The sequence below is a fragment of the Bermanella marisrubri genome (assembly GCF_012295615.1).
Lineage (GTDB): Bacteria > Pseudomonadota > Gammaproteobacteria > Pseudomonadales > Oceanobacteraceae > Bermanella > Bermanella marisrubri.
Map to the genome: position 1 here is coordinate 266,114 of NZ_CP051183.1, position 18,668 is coordinate 284,781.

Genomic DNA, 18,668 nt, shown 5'->3' on the forward strand with positions numbered 1-18,668 from the left:
GCAGTCTTTATAAATCACTGCAGCAGTAACGTGTGATACAAGTGCATGTGGTTTTCATTGCACAATAGCTCGTAGCACGCTTAGGGATTTATACTAATGCGTCTTCTACTAGTAAGTTGCTTGATAAGAATGACCACTGTACTTGCCAGTTTTCTAGAGGCTTGTTTTCAAACTCACTGCGCACATATTGACGGATGCGACCTTCAACAACGGCCAATAGTAAATTAGCTAATGGTGAGGCGTCGATACGGGGGCTTTTTTCATCGCGTAATTCTGCTTCGCGCAAAATTTGCTTGAATTGAGTTTCTAAGCGTTCAAAAAACTGTGCAACACGAGCACGTAAGCGTTCGGTTTCTCCGCTTAGTGCATCACCCGTTAAAATTCGACACATACCAGGATTTTTCTCAGCAAAGGTTAAAATTAAAACCATGCTATGTTCCATGCGTGCTAGCGTAGAATCGTGATCTTGGCGAATACGATTAATGCGAGTGAAGATGGTCGCTTCGATAAATTCGATAAGACCTTCAAACATTTTGGCTTTGCTAGGAAAGTGACGGTAAAGCGCAGCTTCACTCACACCTACTTCTTTAGCAAGACGTGCAGTTGTAATACGGGCACCCGGGTTCACTTCTAGCATGTGTGCTAGGGCTTGCAGAATCTGCTGCTTGCGGGAGGTTTTTTGTTCCGTCGTCATAAGAATGTGATCGTTCACAAAATGAAGGCTATCGTACTGCCCGATTAGGGCGTGTGCAATCACTAAACTGGGTTTTCGTGATCTAGTTTTATAGATTTATTGATAATTATGTTAACAAATAGCAACGAACGCCCAATGGCTGGGCGTTTGTGCGCTATTGCACCAACTTAAGCAAATTTATTTACGTTTAGTCATCTTGGTTGGTAATCAAGGTACCGACACCTTCATCGGTGAAAATCTCAAGCATAGTACAGTGACGCACTCGACCATCGATAATGTGCGCGGTATTTACACCCGCTTTTACCGCGTCTAGCGCGCATTTAATTTTTGGTAACATGCCGCCGTAGATGGTGCCATCGGCAATGAGATCATCCACTTGCGTTGTGGTTAAGCCTGTAAGAATATGGCCTTCTTTATCCTTTAAGCCTTCAATGTTGGTTAGCAATAAAAGTTTCTCTGCTTTTACCGCCTCGGCTACTTTACCAGCGACTAAATCTGCATTGATGTTATAGGACTCGCCTTTGTCATCCACACCTATGGGCGCAATAACAGGAATAATATCGGACTCTGTTAACATGCTTAGCACGCTTGTATTGATATGCGCTACTTCACCCACATGACCGATATCGATGATTTCTGGCTTTTGCATTTCTGGCGTTTGCTGTGTCACTTTTAATTTACGGGCTTCAATTAAGTGACCGTCTTTACCGGTTAGGCCCATGGCGTGTCCGCCATTTTGATTAATTAAATTAACGATATCTTTGTTCACTAAACCGCCTAAAACCATTTCTACGACATCCATGGCTTCACTGTTGGTGACGCGCATGCCGTTAACGAAGTGGCTTTCGATCTTTAGCTTTTCCAGTAGATCGCCAATTTGCGGACCACCGCCATGGACCACAATAGGGTTGATACCGATTAGCTTGAGCATAACCATGTCGCGGGCGAAGCTGTTTTTAAGAGCCTCTTCCGTCATGGCATTGCCGCCATATTTCACAACAATGGTTTTACCCACAAATTGCTGAATATAAGGAAGTGCCTCGCTCAGTACGCGGGCTACGTTGAATGCATCGTCACGGGATAGGGGCATAGCAAATCGCATGTCTAATCTTTAACTCAAGTTTGCGCCATTATACTTTGACTACAGAAAATTACATGCTTTGTATGACACTGAAGCGAAATACTAAGAAATATAGTCCGCTATATTCTGGATATATGGAGTAAGCTCTTTGATGAGTTGGTGTTTTATCGAATTAAGTTCGTCTGTGCCTTTTGCTTCGGTTCTCAGAGTCAAACAGGCGGTGGTATTGCTGGCGCGAACCAAGGCCCAGCCAATGGCTTGCTTTTGCTGGTCGTAAAAACGTACACGGATACCATCCACTTGGTTTCTATCTTGTTCTTTAAAACAGTGGCTTTGAATCATTTTCATCAGCGAGAATTTATTTTCAGCGCTTACAGGAACTTGGATTTCTTCACTACTGTAGGTTTGAGGGAATTGCTTGAGATTCGTATTCAAGTCATCGGGTAAACGACTGGCTAACTCACATAAGCGCAACGCAGCATAGATGCCGTCGTCGACGCCAATACCATGTTCATCGTTGAAAATAATATGACCACTGAGTTCAGTAGCAAACGCAGCGCCATCTTCACGGATTCCCCGCTTCATACTGGTATGGCCAGTGGCGATCATTTTTCCATGGCCGCCTAGTTGTTCGGTAAGTTCGATGAGCAGATCCGTACACTTCACATCAAATAAAACAGTTTGCCCTGGCTGCTTGCTTAAGATATCGCGCACGAATAGCAAGCTCAGGCGGTCAGGTAGGACGACTTCGCCTTTGTTATCCACAACACCGATGCGGTCAGCATCACCGTCTAGGGCGATACCGAAATCCGCTTTTTCTTTGAGTACGGCTCGCTGTAGCCACTTTAGGTTTTTACTTTTAGCAGGATCAGGATGGTGTAGTGGAAACTCTCCATCGACATTGCAGGCAATAGGTGTAATACCCACGCCTAACTTTTCTAGTGCTTGCATGGCGATAGGGCCACCTATGCCATTGCCTGCGTCTAATACTACGCGGATAGGACGCTTGAGCTTTAGACCCTGTGTTATTCGTTCAAGATACTCATCCATTAACTGATGAGCCGGCTCTATAAGACCTAGTCCTTGTTCAAAAAGCCCCAGCTGAATACGGGAGAGTAAAACCTGAATATCCTCACCACTTCGGGCTTTACCGGCCACAGCGATTTTGATGCCGTTGTCTTGTTTGGGGTTGTGGCTACCAGTGATGATGGCACAGCTTTCCATGTTTTGCTTGATGCTATAAAACGCCACGGCAGTAGGGCAGGCGCCTATGAGTTTGACATGACAGCCAGTACTGGCCAAACCACTAACAAGAGCGTCGCGCAAAGATGGGCTAGATAGTCGACCATCCCACGCGATATAGCACTTGTACTGACCGGCCATGAGGATTTCGCTGCCCAAGGCTTTACCGATTAGCCGAGCTGTGGATTCGTTTAGCTGCAACGGGTATTGCCCGCGAATATCGTATTCGCGGAATATGTCCTTATCGACCGTGAGCATCACAAGCTAAATCTTAGTGCTTGCCAGTCGAACCAAAACCACCTTCGCCGCGGTCGGTGGCTTCGAACTCTTCTACAAAATCGAATTCAGCCTGCACCACTGGCACAATGACAAGCTGAGCTATGCGCTCGCCTACTTCCATTGTGAAACTGGTATTGCTACGGTTCCAGCAGCTCACCATGAGTTCACCTTGATAGTCGCTGTCGATTAGGCCTACCAAGTTACCCAATACGATACCGTGTTTATGGCCCAAGCCACTGCGCGGTAAGATCATGGCTGCTAGGCCATTGTCTTCGATGTAAATCGACATACCAGTTGGGATCAACTTGGTTTCGCCTGGTTCAATGGTGATGTTTTCTTCTAAACAAGCGCGTAGATCTAAGCCGGCACTGCCTTCTGTGCCATAGCTTGGCATGGGAATGTCATTGCCTAGACGGTTATCAAGAATTTTAACTTGGAAGCTTTTCTTCATGGTGACTCTTATTAATGTAATCGTTTATTCGTAGAAATTTACTGAGTTTCTAAGCATTCAGCAATGTGCTCAACAATAACGCGTGCTAAGTGGTATTTGTTGGCTTTGCCATGACTGGTTTCATAGTTGTGGCCAATGACCACCACAGCATTGTCTTCGCTGTTAAAACCAATACTCTTATCGCTGACATCATTCGCAATAATCATATCTAGGTTTTTGCTAATGAGTTTCCCCTTGGCATAACCGCTAACGTCTTGTGTTTCGGCGGCAAACCCCACTGTAAAAGGTTTGTTCTCAGTGGCTGCCACGCTAGAGATAATATCTGGGTTGCGTACCAGTTCGATGCTCATGGCATCGCTCTGTTTTTTAATTTTATGATCAGCTGTAGTGGCCGGTCGATAGTCCGCAACCGCCGCTGCGCCGATGAATATGTCCGTGTTTGGCAGTGTTTCGAATACTGCGTCGTACATGTTTTGACAGCTTTCGACGTCTATGCGATTGACACGTTCTGGCGTCGCTAAGGTTACTGGGCCACAAATTAAATTGACGTTGGCACCGGCTTCTACCGCCGCTTGCGCCAGAGCAAAACCCATTTTGCCGCTACTGTGATTACTGATATAGCGCACTGGGTCTATGGCTTCGCGGGTGGGTCCTGCAGTAATCGTCACGGTTTTCCCACTCAAGCTTTTTTGCTCAAACTGTTTGCCCAGCTCTGCTACTAGATCTTGTGGATCAAGCATGCGTCCTAGACCGACATCACCACAGGCTTGTTCGCCGCTAGCGGGTCCCCAAACTTTTACTTTTTTGAGTTCCTGCAGTTTTTGTAGGTTGTTCTGGGTATTGGCATCCGCCCACATGGCTTGATTCATAGCCGGGGCGATGGCTAAAGGAGCAATACTGGCCAAGCAAATAGTGGTCAGCAAGTCGTCACCCATGCCATTGGCTAAGCGTGCGATGAAATTCGCGCTGGCCGGTGCTATCAAAATATGGTCTGGCCACTTGGCTAATTCAATGTGCCCCATACCTGCTTCGGCTTCGGGATCCAATAAACTATGGTGAACGGGATTACCAGATAACGCTTGCAGGGTTAATGGTGTGATAAATTCTTTTGCTCCGTCGGTCATGACCACACGGACTTGGGCACCTAAACCTTTTAGCGCGCGAACCAATTCTGCGCTTTTATAAGCGGCGATACCGCCGGTAATGCCAAGCAATATTCGTTTGTTACTGAGGCTCAACATACTTGCTCCTTGAATGTATAGGAAGTATAACAACAAAGGTCTGTAGGGATTAACGGATAATTGTGAATAAGTGTGAAAAAACAAGGATGGTTTTACTGTGAGCATCAAACATTGGCCACAAGATCAACAACCTCGGGAAAAGCTATTAGCCAATGGTCCAACTTCCCTTTCTGATTTCGAATTATTAGCAATTTTTCTGCGTACTGGCATTCCTGGCTTGTCAGCTGTGGAGCTGGCGCGCGATTTAATACGACGTTTCGGTAGCTTGAAAAACCTCTTCGGCACTCCGCTTGAGGAGTTTTGCCAAGTGCCGGGATTAGGTCCTGCCAAGTACGTTCAGTTGCAAGCGGTTTTGGAGATGGCCAAACGCCATCTTTACGAGTCCCTCGAGAAAGGCGAAGGCTTTAGCAGTCCTGATAGCGTTGAGCGATACTTGGCTCATCAGCTCAAGCATCTGCCCCACGAGGTATTTGCTTGTTTGTATCTTGATAATCAACATCGCTTGATCGCATTTGAAGAGCTTTTTCGCGGTACTATTGATGGCGCCAGTGTGTATCCTCGGGAGGTTGTAAAACAAGTGTTGGCGCACAATGCCGCAGCTGTGATTTTTGCCCATAATCATCCCAGTGGTATCGCCGAACCGAGCGATAGCGATATTCGAATAACGAAGCGTTTACAGGATGCCTTGGCGTTGGTGGATGTAAGAGTGTTAGATCACTTTGTTGTGGGTGATGAAGTTATCAGTTTTGCGCAAAGAGGCATGCTGTAGCGAGCCTATAACTCAAGCTTATTAGGCAGCTGAGGTTCTAACTGTTAGAATAACCAGATGGATTATTGATCAGAAACAGGATGTGATGTGCCCCGCGTTTTACTCTTTTTTGTAGTGTTATGTTTTAACGAGCTTGCATGGGCCCATGATCATTTGGTTTTGGATCGCGCGCTCTATTCCACCGATAAAATTCTCACCATACGTGATGCACTTAAAGTGAGCGAAGATCATTGGCAGCCAGTTCGAACTTTTGAGAATCAAGGTTTCAGTAAAAAAGAATACTGGCTAAGAATTCAAGTTCATAATCCCAATATCTATCCTATTAGCAAAATACTTCGATTTCGTTATCCCTCCCATGACTATGTAAACGCTTATCAAATTGATCGCTATGGCGATTTGGTTAAACAATGGCATGCCGGCGATATGATGCGGACACCGCGTCGGGAAATAAAAGAAAAACATGCGGCTTTTCCTGTAGATATTAGTGCGTTAGATACGCAGACCTATTATGTTGCGATTCGTAGCACCAATGCCATGGTATTGGATTTAGACGTATTTAGTTTGCAAACTTACAGTCAAGTTATGCAATACAGCATCATGATCAGCGCAATGGTTTACGGCATCTTGCTGGTGATGGCGTTTTATAATTTTGGTTTGGCAGTGAGTATCAAGGATAAAGCGTATTACGCCTATGTGTTGTATGTTCTTAGTTTTTTAGCCTTTATTGTGATTCAGAATGGTGATGGCGGTTATTACTTATGGCCAGAATGTCCTCAATTTAACCGCTATGCCTTGCCCGTTTCAGGGCTTTTCTTAATCTTACCGTCTTTATTATTTCCGTATCATTTATTACGAATTGATAGTCATGCTCCTCGAGTCGCAATAACCATGAAGGGCATCGCTACTTTTGTTGCATTATGCATTGTGAGTCTTGCTTTCCTGCCAATTACTATGTCCATAACTTTGTTAAACGTAGTGAGCTTTGTTTGCGCGCTGTTCATGCTTGTTGTGGGGCTGTACTTAGCTTACAGGGGAGTACCTTTGGCGGGTATTTATACCTTTGCATGGAGTCTATTATTGGTTGGCTTCATTGTATTGCCATTGTCTTCTCTCGATGTCATTGATAACAACCTGTTTACGCGCAATGCAAACTTAATTGGTGGTGTTCTGGAGACGGTACTTCTATCGTTTGCACTTTCCCGCCGCATACGAACAGAGCGTCTAGCACGGCTTCAGGCTGTAGAGGATTCGCTACGGGCACAAAAAGAAGCGAATCGAAATCGTAAGTCTTTTGAACACTTGTTTCAGCAGGCACCTGTGGGAATTTTCCGCTTTCGTTTTAATGGCACTTTGTTAGCTGTGAACCCCATGTTTGTGAAACTGTTGGGTTATGACAATGAGTCAGAAGTGCTTGCTAAGTCTTCGGAAATTCGCAAGCGTTTCCGCGACGAAATAGCGTTAGAGCAACACATCAAAGAGAGCGGACAAGTCATTGATTACGAGACCATAGTCGTGCGTAAAGATGGTGAAGAGCGTATTTGTAATCTTACGTTGAAACAGCGCAAAGAATTGGATGAAGATTTAATCGAAGGCTTTATAACAGACGTCACCGAAAGAAAGCAGCACGCCAATATGCGACGCTTAATGGAAGAAGAGCGTTTTTCCAGTATGGAACAGTTGGTTATGGGTGTATCTCACGAAGTGAATACGCCACTGGGTAACGGCTTAGTGGCGGTAGATCATATGCAAGGTGTTGTGGATAAAGCAGAAGACAAATTCTTACGCAACAAAATGACCAAAATGGACTTTAAAGAGTGGTTGCAAGATAACCAAAGCATATTAGAAATCCTAAAAAACAGTTTAAAATCTATCAAGCAACTGATTCAACGTTTTCGTCAGGTTAGTGCATCTCATATGAAAACCGACATGGCCCATGTAGAGATGCATCAACATCTCACCGATCTGGTGGATTTATACCAGGCGACACACCCTGAATTGGATATCCGCTTGCATTGCCATTCCTCCATCAAAGTACATACTTATCCTGCTGTTTGGCATAGCTTGCTAGAGCCTCTAATTAATAATTCTTTGCAACATGGTTTTACTCAACAAGAGAATAAACGCATTGATATTTCCTTAATGCAATTAGGCGACGACTATGTGTGGGAATACAGAGATAATGGTCAAGGTATTGATCCACATGTAGCAGAACATGTATTTGAGCCTTTTGTTACAACACAGCGTGGGGCGAGCAAGCACACAGGACTGGGTCTCTACCGTGTTTACAATGTCGTAAAACAAGTGCTTCATGGACGTATCGATGTGTTGAAAGAAGATGGCTTTGCTTTACAGATTACGTTCAATGATGCGAAAGAAAAGACATTGAACTAAGTGACTCTAAATAGCGTAATAGTCCTGACTATTAACTGATTAGACGCAATTAAAGGGTGGGCGTGATGCGTAAATTTCTGCTGGCCTTTCTCATTATCGGCCTTGTGACTGGCTGTAGTTCTCGCTTTGCTTACAATAATCTAGATTGGATTATTCCTTGGTACCTCGATGATTATATTGAGTTTGAGGGGGAGCAGGAAAGTGCTGTCAAAGCACGTTTGATCGAAACCCTAAACTGGCATCGCCAGCAGCAACTTCCTATCTATATTAAAGACATTGATCAGCTTCAGCAGCAAATTGAGCAAGGCCCTTTAAGTCAGCAACAATGGCTTGATGTCATTAATCATGTATATGGTTATTGGCTTACTATTCGGAATCAATTTGTGGATGATCTCGTTGTGCTCTCGCCTCAACTGACGCAAGATCAGGTTAATCAATTGTTTGCTGAATTAGAAGAGCGCAACCAAGACAGAGAAGAAGACTGGCAGGATTTAAATGCATCAGAGCATAAAGAAAAAAGGTATGAGCGTTTATCTGAGCAAGTTGAAGACTTTGTGGGTGATTTAACAAATCAGCAATTGGATCGTATTCAGATGGCGGTTGATCAGATGCAAGAAACCACTGAAGTCAGGTTACAATATTTACGTGATTACCAAACGCAATTGAGGCAAGTATTTAAGCAAGCTGCCAGTGATGAAGCGCGTATAAAGCAGTTGGCCAATATTTTAAAACAAACTGATAAATACAAGCCGCAGCAGTATCGGGATATTCTGCAACACAATCGATCAGTCGTTGCACAGTTATTTGCGGATCTACAGGCCAGTTTAACGGCAAATCAAAAGCGCCAGCTCATAGAGAAGCTGGCGGATTTGAGATTAGACTTAAAAGAGTTGCAGAATAACTAAAATCAATCCGAAAAAGGACTATTTGGCACCTAATTCTTTGACCATTTCTTCACTGCGTTTGACGACGGCTTCCATGGCATCTTTTACAATCTTATCTAAGCCGGCATTTTGAAAACTCAAAATCGCCTGCTCTGTGGTGCCGTTAGGTGATGTAACATTTTTGCGTAATTGATCGGGTTCAACATCACTTTTTTGTGCCATGGTGGCAGCACCCAACGCGGTTTGTAATGTTAGTTTTTTAGCTTGCTCTTCATCCATGCCCATATTTTTTGCGGCTTGAATCATACATTCCATAAATAAAAAATAATAAGCTGGACCGCTACCAGATACGGCGGTAACCCAATCTAATTGCTGTTCGTTATTGACCCATACGCTCAGGCCAACAGCTCCTAGAATATCTTCAGTAATGGATTTTTGTTGGTCGCTTACTTTATCGTTGGCTAACAAACCACTGGCACCTTTGCCTACAAGAGATGGGGTGTTAGGCATACAGCGAACGATAGCAAGGTCACCAGCCCATTGTTGTAGACTGTATTGATTAATACCTGCAGCAACTGAGATTAATAAAGGCTGTGTCTCTTCCAAAGTCGCTTTCAACGGTTCCAACACTTGTTCCATGACTTGTGGTTTCACCGCCAGCACCACCACATCGGAACGCTTGATGGCGTCTATGTTGTTTTGTGTAGTTTGAATGCCATGGCGTTGCTTCAACTCAGCCAGTTTTTCTTCACTAGGATCACTAGCAATTATATTGTCTGGTTGATAGCCGTCTTCGATGAGGCCGCCCATAATCGCCCCCGCCATATTACCACTACCGATGAATGCGATGGTTGTCATAGTGATTCCTTATAAGTTGTTTTCGTTGGATATGATTGAGTCTCGTGGGCCAAAGATTGCGCTACCTACTCGCACCATAGTTGAACCCTGCTCGATGGCCAATTCCAAATCGCCTGACATACCCATAGAGAGAGTGTCTACCGTGCTGTATTGCTGTTTCAATTTTTCAAAAGCTTGAAACATTGAACAAAAATCTTGTGTTAGAGATGCTTCATCTTGGGGTGCCGGAATACACATCAAGCCGCGTAGGCACAGGTTGTCGTAATCATTAACTTGTTGTGCAAGAGCAGGCAAGTCTTGCAGACTGATACCTGATTTACTCTCTTGTTGGCTAATGTTGATTTGTATTAACACGTTCAGTGGTGGCAAGTGAGATGGTCTTTGCTGGCTTAAACGCTTAGCAATCTTATCGCGCTCAAGTGTGTGCATCCACGCAAAGTGCTCAGCAACGTCTTTGGTTTTATTGGATTGCAATGGGCCAATGAAATGCCACTCAATAGCTAAATCCGATAGGGCATTAATCTTATCCACACCCTCTTGTACATAGTTTTCACCAAAAGACTGTTGGCCTAATGCATGGATAGCACGGATGGCTTCTATACTGTGCCTTTTGGATACAGCCAACAGTTGTACCGTGTTTTGTTTGTATTGTGCACAAGCATCATTGATTTGATGCTGGACCTGCTCAAAGCGTGAGCGTAGGGCTTCAGAAGTTGCTAAATCCATCGTGGTTTTCTTCTCAACTCTGGTTACAATGCAGGTATCAATAATAACGACAGGGCCAATGCTGATACCAAAAGCCGAAAGTTAGCCTGCCATTTTGGACATTATGGCATGGAGTAGGGTCAGGATGAACTAAACTGGTATCAAACGGCTATATGCAATACGGAGTACCCTATTCATGGATATCACTGAACTACTCGCCTTCTCTGCCAAGCAAGGGGCATCGGATTTACATTTATCGGCCGGTTTGCCACCGATGATCCGTGTAGATGGCGAAGTACGTCGGATAAACCTTCCCGCTTTAAGTCATAAAGAAGTGCATGCGCTGGTTTATGACATCATGAACGATAAACAGCGTAAGGATTTTGAAGAATTCCTCGAAACCGATTACTCGTTTGAGGTTCCCGGTGTGGCTCGTTTTCGTGTCAACGCATTTAATCAAAACCGCGGTGCCGGCGCAGTGTTCCGTACTATCCCGTCGAAGGTACTGACATGTGATGACTTGGGTATGGGCCAAATCTTTAAAGATTTGGCCACGAAACCCCGTGGCTTGGTGTTGGTAACTGGGCCAACTGGTTCAGGTAAATCGACCACACTCGCGGCCATGTTGGATTATCTCAATGACAACTACTATAAGCACATCTTAACCGTAGAAGACCCTATTGAATTCGTTCACCAAAGCAAGAAGTCGTTGATTAACCAGCGGGAAGTACACCGAGATACCCTAGGTTTTAACGAAGCATTGCGCTCGGCACTACGTGAAGACCCGGATGTGATCTTGGTTGGTGAGATGCGTGACTTAGAAACAATCCGCTTGGCGTTGACCGCGGCAGAAACGGGTCACTGTGTGTTTGGTACCTTGCATACTACGAGCGCAGCTAAAACCATTGACCGTATTGTGGACGTATTCCCTGCTGAAGAAAAATCCATGGTCCGTTCTATGTTGTCAGAATCTCTACAAGGGGTTATTTCTCAAACCCTTTTGAAGAAAAAAGGCGGTGGTCGTGTTGCAGCACACGAAATCATGGTCGGTACGCCAGCCATTCGTAATTTGATTCGGGAAGATAAAGTAGCGCAAATGTACAGCGCCATTCAAACAGGTGGTTCATTAGGCATGACTACAATGGATCAGAGTTTAAAAACCTTGGTTCAGAAGGGTTTGGTGACACCAGAATCCGCGCGAGAAAAAGCCAAAAACCCAGAGCAATTTTAATCATGATAAAGTGGAGTTTGCCTGCGGCAAACTTCCAAGGAATAAGCTATGGAAATCGAAAAACTACTTCGCCTTATGGTGGAAAAAAGCGCATCCGATTTGTTCATTACTGCAGGTATGCCACCTAGCATGAAAGTTCATGGACGTATTCATTCGGTGACCAAAGCGCCTTTGAGCCCCGAGCAAACCAAAGAAATTATCTATGGCATGATGAGCGCAAAACAAATCGAAGAGTTTGAAGAGTTAAAAGAACTGAACTTTGCGGTGAGTGCTAGCGGTATAGGTCGTTTCCGTGCCAGTGCATTTTTTCAGCGTAACCTTGCTGGCGTTGTGCTACGTCGAATCGAAACGCGTATTCCTACTATTGAGCAGCTTGGCCTTCCTGATGTCATCAAAGATATCGCCATGAGTAAACGCGGTTTGGTTTTATTTGTGGGTGCAACGGGTGCGGGTAAATCGACTTCGTTGGCCTCCATGATTGGTTATCGTAACCAAAATAGTCGCGGCCACATTATCAGTATCGAAGACCCTATCGAATACATGCACCAGCACCAAGGGTGTATCGTAACGCAACGAGAGGTAGGTCTAGATACGGAAAGCTTTGAGATAGCCCTGAAAAATACCCTGCGTCAGGCACCGGATGTGATCATGATTGGTGAGGTGCGTAGTGCGCAAACCATGAATCATGCGGTTACCTTCGCAGAAACAGGTCACTTATGTTTAGCCACATTGCATGCGAATAATGCTAACCAAGCATTGGATCGCGTTATTCACTTTTTCCCGCCAGAACAACATTCACAGGTGTGGATGGATTTGAGTCTTAACTTAAAAGCGATCGTCGCACAGCAACTTATTCCAACCCCAGATGGCAAGGGTCGTCGCGCCGTGGTTGAAGTACTATTGAATACACCATTGGTTGCCGACATGATTCGCAAAGGTGAGGTTCATGAACTTAAAGAATTGATGACGAAATCCACAGAGCAAGGCATGCAAACCTTTGATCAAGGCCTCTATAACTTGTATCAAGCTGGTGAGATTACGTATGAAGAAGCGCTTGCCCATGCGGATAGTGCAAACGACTTACGTTTGATGATTAAACTTGCGTCTGAAGATGCCGATCAGTTATCCAGCGCCACTAAAGGCTTAACCCTACAAGAATAATAGCGCCTCTAATGATATAGCTTTAACTCATGCGAGCCTGTAAACGGTCGGGCTCGACGAGTTTTACAGCGTAATGACGAGTCCTTACCCAGAAACAGAAGTACCCTTATGCGTAAAAGAATTATTTATCTATTGGTTGTCTGCCTTGTGGCAGGCATTGCTTATCTTTTTTATCAATATCAAACTATTAGTCAGCAAGCAGAGCAACAAGTCACAACAGACATTAAATTGATTGAGCAACCATTTCGCAATGGTTCAAGTCATTGGTTACAAACCGAAGCCCATAAAAATAAAACCTTGTTGAAAACTCAATTAATCACGCAAAGTGTGGATGATCAAAATCGCTTTATCCGCCATTATCATTCTAAGTTTATTCGTGCGGGTGAGCACTCTTGTTTGAAAACACAGATCGTATATCCACAGCGTGAAGCCGAAGTTTTAGAGCAAAGCTTTGTAGATACTGAGGCTTGTTTGCCTTAGTGATCACTCAAACAGTCCATTTACAAAACTTAGCTATTGCTTAATTGAAAAACATGGCAGTCTTGTGTTGAGTAACAATAATAAGGATTGCTTATGTCGGTTATCTGGATCACTGGTGCTTCCTCTGGAATTGGAGAAGCACTTGCAAAATATTACGCTCGTCAAACTTCTCATTCCCCTTATTTAGTATTATCCGCCCGCCGTGAGGCCGAGCTTAATCGCGTTAAAGATGAATGCATCAAACTGGGCTTAAAGGCCGAGCATATTTTGGTATTACCGCTGGATGTGCTGGATACAGAAAGTATGCCGAGTAAAGTCGATGTGGTATTAGCTGCATTCGGACAGATTGATATGCTGATTAATAATGCCGGTATTTCGCAGCGCTCTTTGTGTTTGGATACCGATTTGGATGTATACAAAAAACTATTAGATGTGGATGTGCTGGGTCAGATTGCGTTAACCAAAGCGGTGCTACCGCATATGGTAGAGCGTAAATCAGGCCATATTGCGGTGACCTCTAGTGTGGCCGGTAAAGTGGGTGTGAAATGGCGCACCGGCTATTGCGCAGCCAAACATGCGGTCATGGGATTCTTTGATGCGCTTCGCGCGGAAGTGACGCAGTACGGGATTCAGGTCAGCACTATAACCCCAGGTTTCATTAAAACGGATGTGAGTAAAAACGCGGTATCTGGTAATGGTGAAGCCTTTGGCCAAGACGATGACGATATCAAAAATGGTATGGATGTGGATAACTGCGCATCGATTATTGCGCGTCAACTGGCGAAAGGAAAAAAAGAAATCGTAGTGGGAGAAGGCTTATCGGTTTTGGCGGTGACGTTGAAACGGTTCTTCCCTGAACTGGTATTTAAAATGGTAGCTAAGCGTCCTTAACAGGACGCTTTTAAATATTATTTCGATGGGCGAGGGGCATAGGCGAATACGTCGCTTAGCATTTGTCTTTGCTCAAACCCTTTATTCTCTAAACCGTCTAACACGCTATAAACAAAGTTCGGACTGCCGCATGCAACTACACGAATACGGCTGATATCTGATACTTGCTTTTGAACCAGTTCTTCTACGTTTTGATCACTATAGAAGGGGCCATCAACTTGTTCAGGCGTCATGGGCACATAGTGAATGAGCTTATCTTCATGCCATTGCTGAGGCAGATTGCTATAAAAGCCGTCTTGATCGCGATTAATCCAGTATAAATAAATAGCGCTGTGTTGATGCTCTAGCTGATCTTCGATCATGGCTTTGGCTTGGGCAAAGCCTGTTCCGGCCACAACAAAAATCAACGGATCATGTAGGTTAAAACTATCCATTCCCGGTTTTAGCCAAACGTTACCGCCCGGTAGTTTCACGCGTACGGTTGAATGGTTTTGCAAATAATTGCGAATGGCGATGCTAGAAGCATTGTCTTCACTTACGCCAAGGTGCAGTTCAATATGCCGACCATTGGGTTTGCTGGCAATCGTGAATGGATACTGGTTGTCATCAATCAAGAGTTCTAAGTATTGCCCCGCATGGTATTGAGGTAATTTTCCAGCAGGACTTAGCAACTGCACTTGATAGGTAAAATCATTCAGCGGTTTTACCGATTCAATTTGCATTGATAAATGTTGTTGAGGGATTTCGCCTGGGGCTAGCACGTTTAACTGCTCCAAAATAATATCGCTGTTTGCTTCTGTCACACAGGGATAGATGTCGCTGCCCTGTTCGATAGGCTGTGACGATGTGCCTGTTTGCTTGATCACTTGGCCGGCGATTAAGCGGGCTTTGCAAACTTCGCATATACCATTGTCACAGCTTTTGCGCATTTGGATGCCAGCGGCTATCGCGGCATCCATGATGCTTTGGCCATTTTGATCACTATGAAACACCAAGCCTTTTGGCTGTATGGTTATAGTATGGCCCATGATGGGGTTATTCCCCAGTTTGCTCGTTTAGGATACCTAGGTCTTCCCAAATGGCATCGATCTTGGTTTTTACCGTTTCTTCCATGACAATGGGTTCACCCCATTCTCGGTCCGTCTCACCGGGCCATTTATTCGTCGCATCAAGGCCCATCTTGCTACCAAGGCCAGAAACCGGACTGGCAAAATCAAGATAGTCGATGGGCGTATTATCGATCATGGTGGTATCGCGAGTAGGATCCATGCGAGTGGTAATAGCCCAAATCACATCTTCCCAATTGCGTGCGTCCACATCATCGTCAGTGACGATCACAAACTTGGTGTACATGAATTGTCGTAAGAAAGACCAAACGCCGAGCATCACTCGCTTAGCATGCCCTGGATATTGTTTCTTCATGGTGACGATGGCCATGCGGTAACTACAGCCTTCAGGCGGTAGATAAAAGTCTACAATTTCCGGGAATTGCTTTTGCAAAATCGGGACAAACACTTCGTTTAAAGCAACGCCTAAAATCGCCGGCTCATCGGGCGGACGGCCAGTGTAAGTACTGTGGTAAATCGGATCTTTGCGATGGGTAATGCGCTCCACGGTAAATACCGGGAATTGGTCCACTTCGTTGTAGTAACCAGTATGATCACCAAACGGCCCTTCATCGGCCATATCATCAGGATAAATAAAGCCTTCTAAGATGATTTCTGCGCTTGCAGGTACTTGAAGGTCATTGCCAATGGATTTGACCAGCTCAGTGCGGCTACCACGCAGCAAGCCAGCAAACGCGTATTCAGATAATGTATCAGGAACGGGCGTCACGGCACCTAAAATAGTGGCAGGATCTGCTCCGAGGGCGACACTGACAGGATAAGGTTCGCCTGGGTGCTGCTGTTGGAATTCTTTAAAATCGAGAGCGCCACCGCGATGACTTAGCCAGCGCATGATTAAGCGGTTTTTACCTATGACTTGCTGGCGATAAATTCCTAGGTTCTGGCGGCTTTTGTTTGGGCCCTTGGTGATGACCAGTGGCCATGTCACCAGTGGGCCAGCATCACCAGGCCAACAAGTCTGCACTGGGATTTTGCCTAGGTCGACATCGTCACCTTCAAGCACTACTTGCTGACAAGCTGCCTTTTTCACTACTTTTGGGCCCATGTTTAAGACTTGCTTAAAGATGGGTAGTTTTTCCCAAGCGTCTTTAATGCCTTTGGGTGGTTCTGGTTCTTTGAGATACGCTAAAAGTTTGCCGATTTCACGCAAGGCTTCTACATTGTCTTCGCCCATGCCCATTGCAACGCGCTTTGGTGTACCAAACAAATTGGCAAGCACTGGCATATCATGGCCTTTAGGATTTTCAAATAACAGGGCGGGGCCGCCGGCGCGTAAAGTACGGTCAGCTATTTCTGTCATTTCTAAATTGGGATCAATAGGTTGAGGGATGCGTTTAAGCTCGCCTTGTTTTTCCAACTGATCTATGAAGTCGCGTAAGTCCTTGTATTTCATCGGGCTTTTCTTATCTTCTAAATAAAGGGCACCTCTAACAAGTCAATTTGACTCTGCAAGACGCCTGTAGTGCTTTCATTCAAGAAAGGCTTCGCCGCGTGATGACGAGTCCTTTCCCAGAAGTCTGACACCGAAGGAAAGAGCTACAGGCCTTGCCCTTCGGGGCCTTGTTCGTGTTCCAATCTCTGTGTTGTGGCATTTCGATTTAACCCGTTAGACCTTCAATACCACGCCTTGATCTTGAAACACGATCAAGGCCAGAGCTTAAAGTGATTTATTAGAGGTGCCCTAAAGAAAAAGCAGTCAATGACTGCTTTTCGTTAAGGTTTAACGTCGTTATGGCAACGTAATTCGATCTTAACCTTTCATGGTCAGGAAGAACTCTTCGTTCGTCTTGGTTTGCTTCAGACGATCCACCATGAATTCGATGGCTTGTAGGTCTTCCATTTCAGCGATGATCTTGCGCAGAATCCAAAGACGCTGCAATTCACCTTCTGGCATCATTTGGTCTTCACGACGTGTGCCAGAACGACGTATGTTAATAGCAGGATAGATACGCTTCTCAGACGCTTTTCGATCAAGGTGCAGTTCCATGTTACCTGTACCTTTAAATTCTTCGTAGATTACCTCGTCCATCTTAGAACCGGTATCAACCAGTGCCGTGGCGATGATAGACAAGCTACCGCCTTCTTCAACGTTACGAGCGGCACCGAAGAAACGCTTAGGTTTTTCGAGAGCATGTGCGTCAACACCACCAGTCAGTACTTTACCGGAAGAAGGAATAACGGTGTTGTAAGCGCGGGCTAAACGCGTGATAGAGTCAAGTAAGATGACCACGTCTTGCTTGTGCTCAACCATACGCTTGGCTTTTTCGATAACCATTTCGGCTACTTGAACGTGACGTGCTGGTGGCTCATCAAACGTAGACGCTACGACTTCGCCGCGCACGTTACGGGCCATTTCGGTTACTTCTTCAGGACGTTCATCGATCAATAGTACGATTAAGTGTGATTCAGGGTTGTTGCGTGCGATGCTGCCAGCAATAGTCTGTAGCAACATGGTTTTACCCGCTTTAGGCGGCGCAACGATCAAACCACGCTGACCCTTACCAATCGGCGCGATCAAATCAATAATACGGCTACTGATGTCTTCGGTAGAACCATTGCCTTGTTCTAGGATGTAACGCTCGGTTGGAAATAGTGGGGTAAGGTTTTCAAAAAGAATTTTGTTCTTGGATTTTTCTGGTGCTTCGCCGTTTACTTCATTCACTTTAAGCAGGGCGAAATAGCGCTCGCTGTCTTTTGGTGGGCGAATTTTACCTGCGATAAAGTCACCTTTACGCATATTAAAGCGTCGAATCTGACTTGGGCTGACGTAAATGTCGTCAGGGCCAGCCAAGTAAGAGCTGTCGGCACTGCGCAAGAAGCCAAAGCCATCTTGTAGGATTTCTAATACGCCGTCGCCATAGATATCTTCACCGCTTTTAGCGTGTCGCTTCAAAATTGAGAAGATGAGGTCTTGTTTACGAGCTCGGCTTACGTTCTCCATGCCCATGCTTTCTGCGATCTCAAGCAACTGGGCAACGGATTTTTTCTTCAGTTCTGTCAGATTCATAAAGGTAGAGATTTATTCTTTTGAAGATAAATTAAATGGGGGATAAGAATTAATGGTTGAGCAGGGGTTGCTCTGAATTCGTTTAATTTTGAATCACTATAGTCTCTTTTATTATGTGAGTCCAGAAGCTATTGCTAAAAACTTGATGAATATTCGAGCAGATCGTTTGATTATTG

At 44.9% G+C, this 18,668-nt stretch carries 17 protein-coding genes; 7 read left to right on the plus strand and 10 right to left on the minus strand.

Going from position 1 to position 18,668, the window contains the following annotated elements; genetic code table 11:
- Window positions 1-88: 88 nt before the first annotated feature.
- The 5 genes from slmA to coaBC all read right to left on the minus strand — a co-directional run bounded on the left by slmA (window position 89) and on the right by coaBC (window position 4,988).
- On the minus strand, window positions 89-694 hold the full coding sequence (slmA, locus tag HF888_RS01185; protein WP_007018012.1) for a nucleoid occlusion factor SlmA: 606 nt from the start codon (window positions 692-694) through the stop codon (window positions 89-91).
- Window positions 695-881: 187 nt separating this feature from the next.
- Window positions 882-1,784 carry an acetylglutamate kinase gene (gene argB, locus HF888_RS01190; RefSeq protein WP_040297846.1) on the minus strand — a complete coding sequence of 301 codons (903 nt, stop codon included), beginning with the start codon at window positions 1,782-1,784 and terminating at the stop codon, window positions 882-884.
- Between the two features lie 93 nt (window positions 1,785-1,877).
- Window positions 1,878-3,275 carry a phosphomannomutase/phosphoglucomutase gene (locus tag HF888_RS01195; RefSeq protein WP_007018010.1) on the minus strand — a complete coding sequence of 466 codons (1,398 nt, stop codon included), beginning with the start codon at window positions 3,273-3,275 and terminating at the stop codon, window positions 1,878-1,880.
- Between the two features lie 13 nt (window positions 3,276-3,288).
- Window positions 3,289-3,747, minus strand: coding sequence for a dUTP diphosphatase (dut, locus tag HF888_RS01200; RefSeq protein ID WP_007018009.1), 459 nt, complete (start codon window positions 3,745-3,747; stop codon window positions 3,289-3,291).
- A 38-nt stretch (window positions 3,748-3,785) separates the two neighbouring features.
- Window positions 3,786-4,988, minus strand: a complete 1,203-nt coding sequence (gene coaBC / locus HF888_RS01205) for a bifunctional phosphopantothenoylcysteine decarboxylase/phosphopantothenate--cysteine ligase CoaBC (protein WP_007018008.1) — start codon at window positions 4,986-4,988, stop codon at window positions 3,786-3,788.
- A 97-nt stretch (window positions 4,989-5,085) separates the two neighbouring features.
- On the opposite strand from coaBC, the gene radC reads away from it, so the two are divergent.
- From radC to HF888_RS01220, 3 genes are all read left to right on the plus strand, one after another.
- Window positions 5,086-5,757, plus strand: a complete 672-nt coding sequence (gene radC / locus HF888_RS01210; protein WP_007018007.1) for a RadC family protein — start codon at window positions 5,086-5,088, stop codon at window positions 5,755-5,757.
- 87 nt (window positions 5,758-5,844) lie between these two features.
- Window positions 5,845-8,148 (plus strand): sensor histidine kinase, encoded by a 2,304-nt coding sequence (locus HF888_RS01215; protein ID WP_007018006.1) that lies wholly within the window; start codon window positions 5,845-5,847, stop codon window positions 8,146-8,148.
- 65 nt (window positions 8,149-8,213) lie between these two features.
- Window positions 8,214-9,053, plus strand: a complete 840-nt coding sequence (locus HF888_RS01220) for a DUF6279 family lipoprotein (RefSeq protein ID WP_007018005.1) — start codon at window positions 8,214-8,216, stop codon at window positions 9,051-9,053.
- Between the two features lie 18 nt (window positions 9,054-9,071).
- Here the strand turns inward: HF888_RS01220 and proC are convergent, their stop codons facing one another.
- On the minus strand, window positions 9,072-9,890 hold the full coding sequence (gene proC, locus HF888_RS01225) for a pyrroline-5-carboxylate reductase (protein ID WP_007018004.1): 819 nt from the start codon (window positions 9,888-9,890) through the stop codon (window positions 9,072-9,074).
- A 9-nt stretch (window positions 9,891-9,899) separates the two neighbouring features.
- The gene (locus HF888_RS01230) at window positions 9,900-10,616 is read right to left on the minus strand and encodes a YggS family pyridoxal phosphate-dependent enzyme (protein WP_007018003.1); all 717 of its coding nucleotides are present in this window, start codon (window positions 10,614-10,616) and stop codon (window positions 9,900-9,902) included.
- 175 nt (window positions 10,617-10,791) lie between these two features.
- Here HF888_RS01230 and HF888_RS01235 point away from each other — a divergent pair, with 175 nt between their 5' ends.
- From HF888_RS01235 to HF888_RS01250, 4 genes are all read left to right on the plus strand, one after another.
- The gene (locus HF888_RS01235; RefSeq protein WP_007018002.1) at window positions 10,792-11,826 is read left to right on the plus strand and encodes a type IV pilus twitching motility protein PilT; all 1,035 of its coding nucleotides are present in this window, start codon (window positions 10,792-10,794) and stop codon (window positions 11,824-11,826) included.
- 48 nt (window positions 11,827-11,874) lie between these two features.
- The gene (locus HF888_RS01240) at window positions 11,875-12,987 is read left to right on the plus strand and encodes a PilT/PilU family type 4a pilus ATPase (RefSeq protein ID WP_007018001.1); all 1,113 of its coding nucleotides are present in this window, start codon (window positions 11,875-11,877) and stop codon (window positions 12,985-12,987) included.
- Window positions 12,988-13,095: 108 nt separating this feature from the next.
- Window positions 13,096-13,467 (plus strand): hypothetical protein, encoded by a 372-nt coding sequence (locus HF888_RS01245; protein WP_007018000.1) that lies wholly within the window; start codon window positions 13,096-13,098, stop codon window positions 13,465-13,467.
- 93 nt (window positions 13,468-13,560) lie between these two features.
- Window positions 13,561-14,358 carry an SDR family oxidoreductase gene (locus HF888_RS01250; protein WP_007017999.1) on the plus strand — a complete coding sequence of 266 codons (798 nt, stop codon included), beginning with the start codon at window positions 13,561-13,563 and terminating at the stop codon, window positions 14,356-14,358.
- Between the two features lie 17 nt (window positions 14,359-14,375).
- Here HF888_RS01250 and HF888_RS01255 read toward each other — a convergent pair whose 3' ends face one another.
- From HF888_RS01255 to rho, 3 genes are all read right to left on the minus strand, one after another.
- On the minus strand, window positions 14,376-15,386 hold the full coding sequence (locus tag HF888_RS01255) for a 2Fe-2S iron-sulfur cluster-binding protein (protein WP_007017998.1): 1,011 nt from the start codon (window positions 15,384-15,386) through the stop codon (window positions 14,376-14,378).
- Window positions 15,387-15,393: 7 nt separating this feature from the next.
- Entirely contained in the window at window positions 15,394-16,878 is a 1,485-nt protein-coding gene (gene ubiD / locus HF888_RS01260) for a 4-hydroxy-3-polyprenylbenzoate decarboxylase (protein WP_007017997.1), read from the minus strand.
- A gap of 357 nt (window positions 16,879-17,235) precedes the next feature.
- Window positions 17,236-18,492, minus strand: coding sequence for a transcription termination factor Rho (rho, locus tag HF888_RS01265; protein WP_007017996.1), 1,257 nt, complete (start codon window positions 18,490-18,492; stop codon window positions 17,236-17,238).
- Window positions 18,493-18,668: the final 176 nt, after the last annotated feature.

Excerpts from the sequence above, each read along its gene's own strand:
- slmA (WP_007018012.1), bottom strand. The coding sequence starts at position 694 with ATGACGACGGAACAAAAAACCTCCCGCAAGCAGCAGATTCTGCAAGCC.
- argB (WP_040297846.1), bottom strand. The coding sequence starts at position 1,784 with ATGCCCCTATCCCGTGACGATGCATTCAACGTAGCCCGCGTACTGAGC.
- HF888_RS01195 (WP_007018010.1), bottom strand. The coding sequence starts at position 3,275 with ATGCTCACGGTCGATAAGGACATATTCCGCGAATACGATATTCGCGGG.
- dut (WP_007018009.1), bottom strand. The coding sequence starts at position 3,747 with ATGAAGAAAAGCTTCCAAGTTAAAATTCTTGATAACCGTCTAGGCAAT.
- coaBC (WP_007018008.1), bottom strand. The coding sequence starts at position 4,988 with ATGTTGAGCCTCAGTAACAAACGAATATTGCTTGGCATTACCGGCGGT.
- HF888_RS01220 (WP_007018005.1), top strand. The coding sequence starts at position 8,214 with ATGCGTAAATTTCTGCTGGCCTTTCTCATTATCGGCCTTGTGACTGGC.
- proC (WP_007018004.1), bottom strand. The coding sequence starts at position 9,890 with ATGACAACCATCGCATTCATCGGTAGTGGTAATATGGCGGGGGCGATT.
- HF888_RS01230 (WP_007018003.1), bottom strand. The coding sequence starts at position 10,616 with ATGGATTTAGCAACTTCTGAAGCCCTACGCTCACGCTTTGAGCAGGTC.
- HF888_RS01235 (WP_007018002.1), top strand. The coding sequence starts at position 10,792 with ATGGATATCACTGAACTACTCGCCTTCTCTGCCAAGCAAGGGGCATCG.
- HF888_RS01240 (WP_007018001.1), top strand. The coding sequence starts at position 11,875 with ATGGAAATCGAAAAACTACTTCGCCTTATGGTGGAAAAAAGCGCATCC.
- HF888_RS01245 (WP_007018000.1), top strand. The coding sequence starts at position 13,096 with ATGCGTAAAAGAATTATTTATCTATTGGTTGTCTGCCTTGTGGCAGGC.
- HF888_RS01250 (WP_007017999.1), top strand. The coding sequence starts at position 13,561 with ATGTCGGTTATCTGGATCACTGGTGCTTCCTCTGGAATTGGAGAAGCA.
- HF888_RS01255 (WP_007017998.1), bottom strand. The coding sequence starts at position 15,386 with ATGGGCCATACTATAACCATACAGCCAAAAGGCTTGGTGTTTCATAGT.
- ubiD (WP_007017997.1), bottom strand. The coding sequence starts at position 16,878 with ATGAAATACAAGGACTTACGCGACTTCATAGATCAGTTGGAAAAACAA.
- rho (WP_007017996.1), bottom strand. The coding sequence starts at position 18,492 with ATGAATCTGACAGAACTGAAGAAAAAATCCGTTGCCCAGTTGCTTGAG.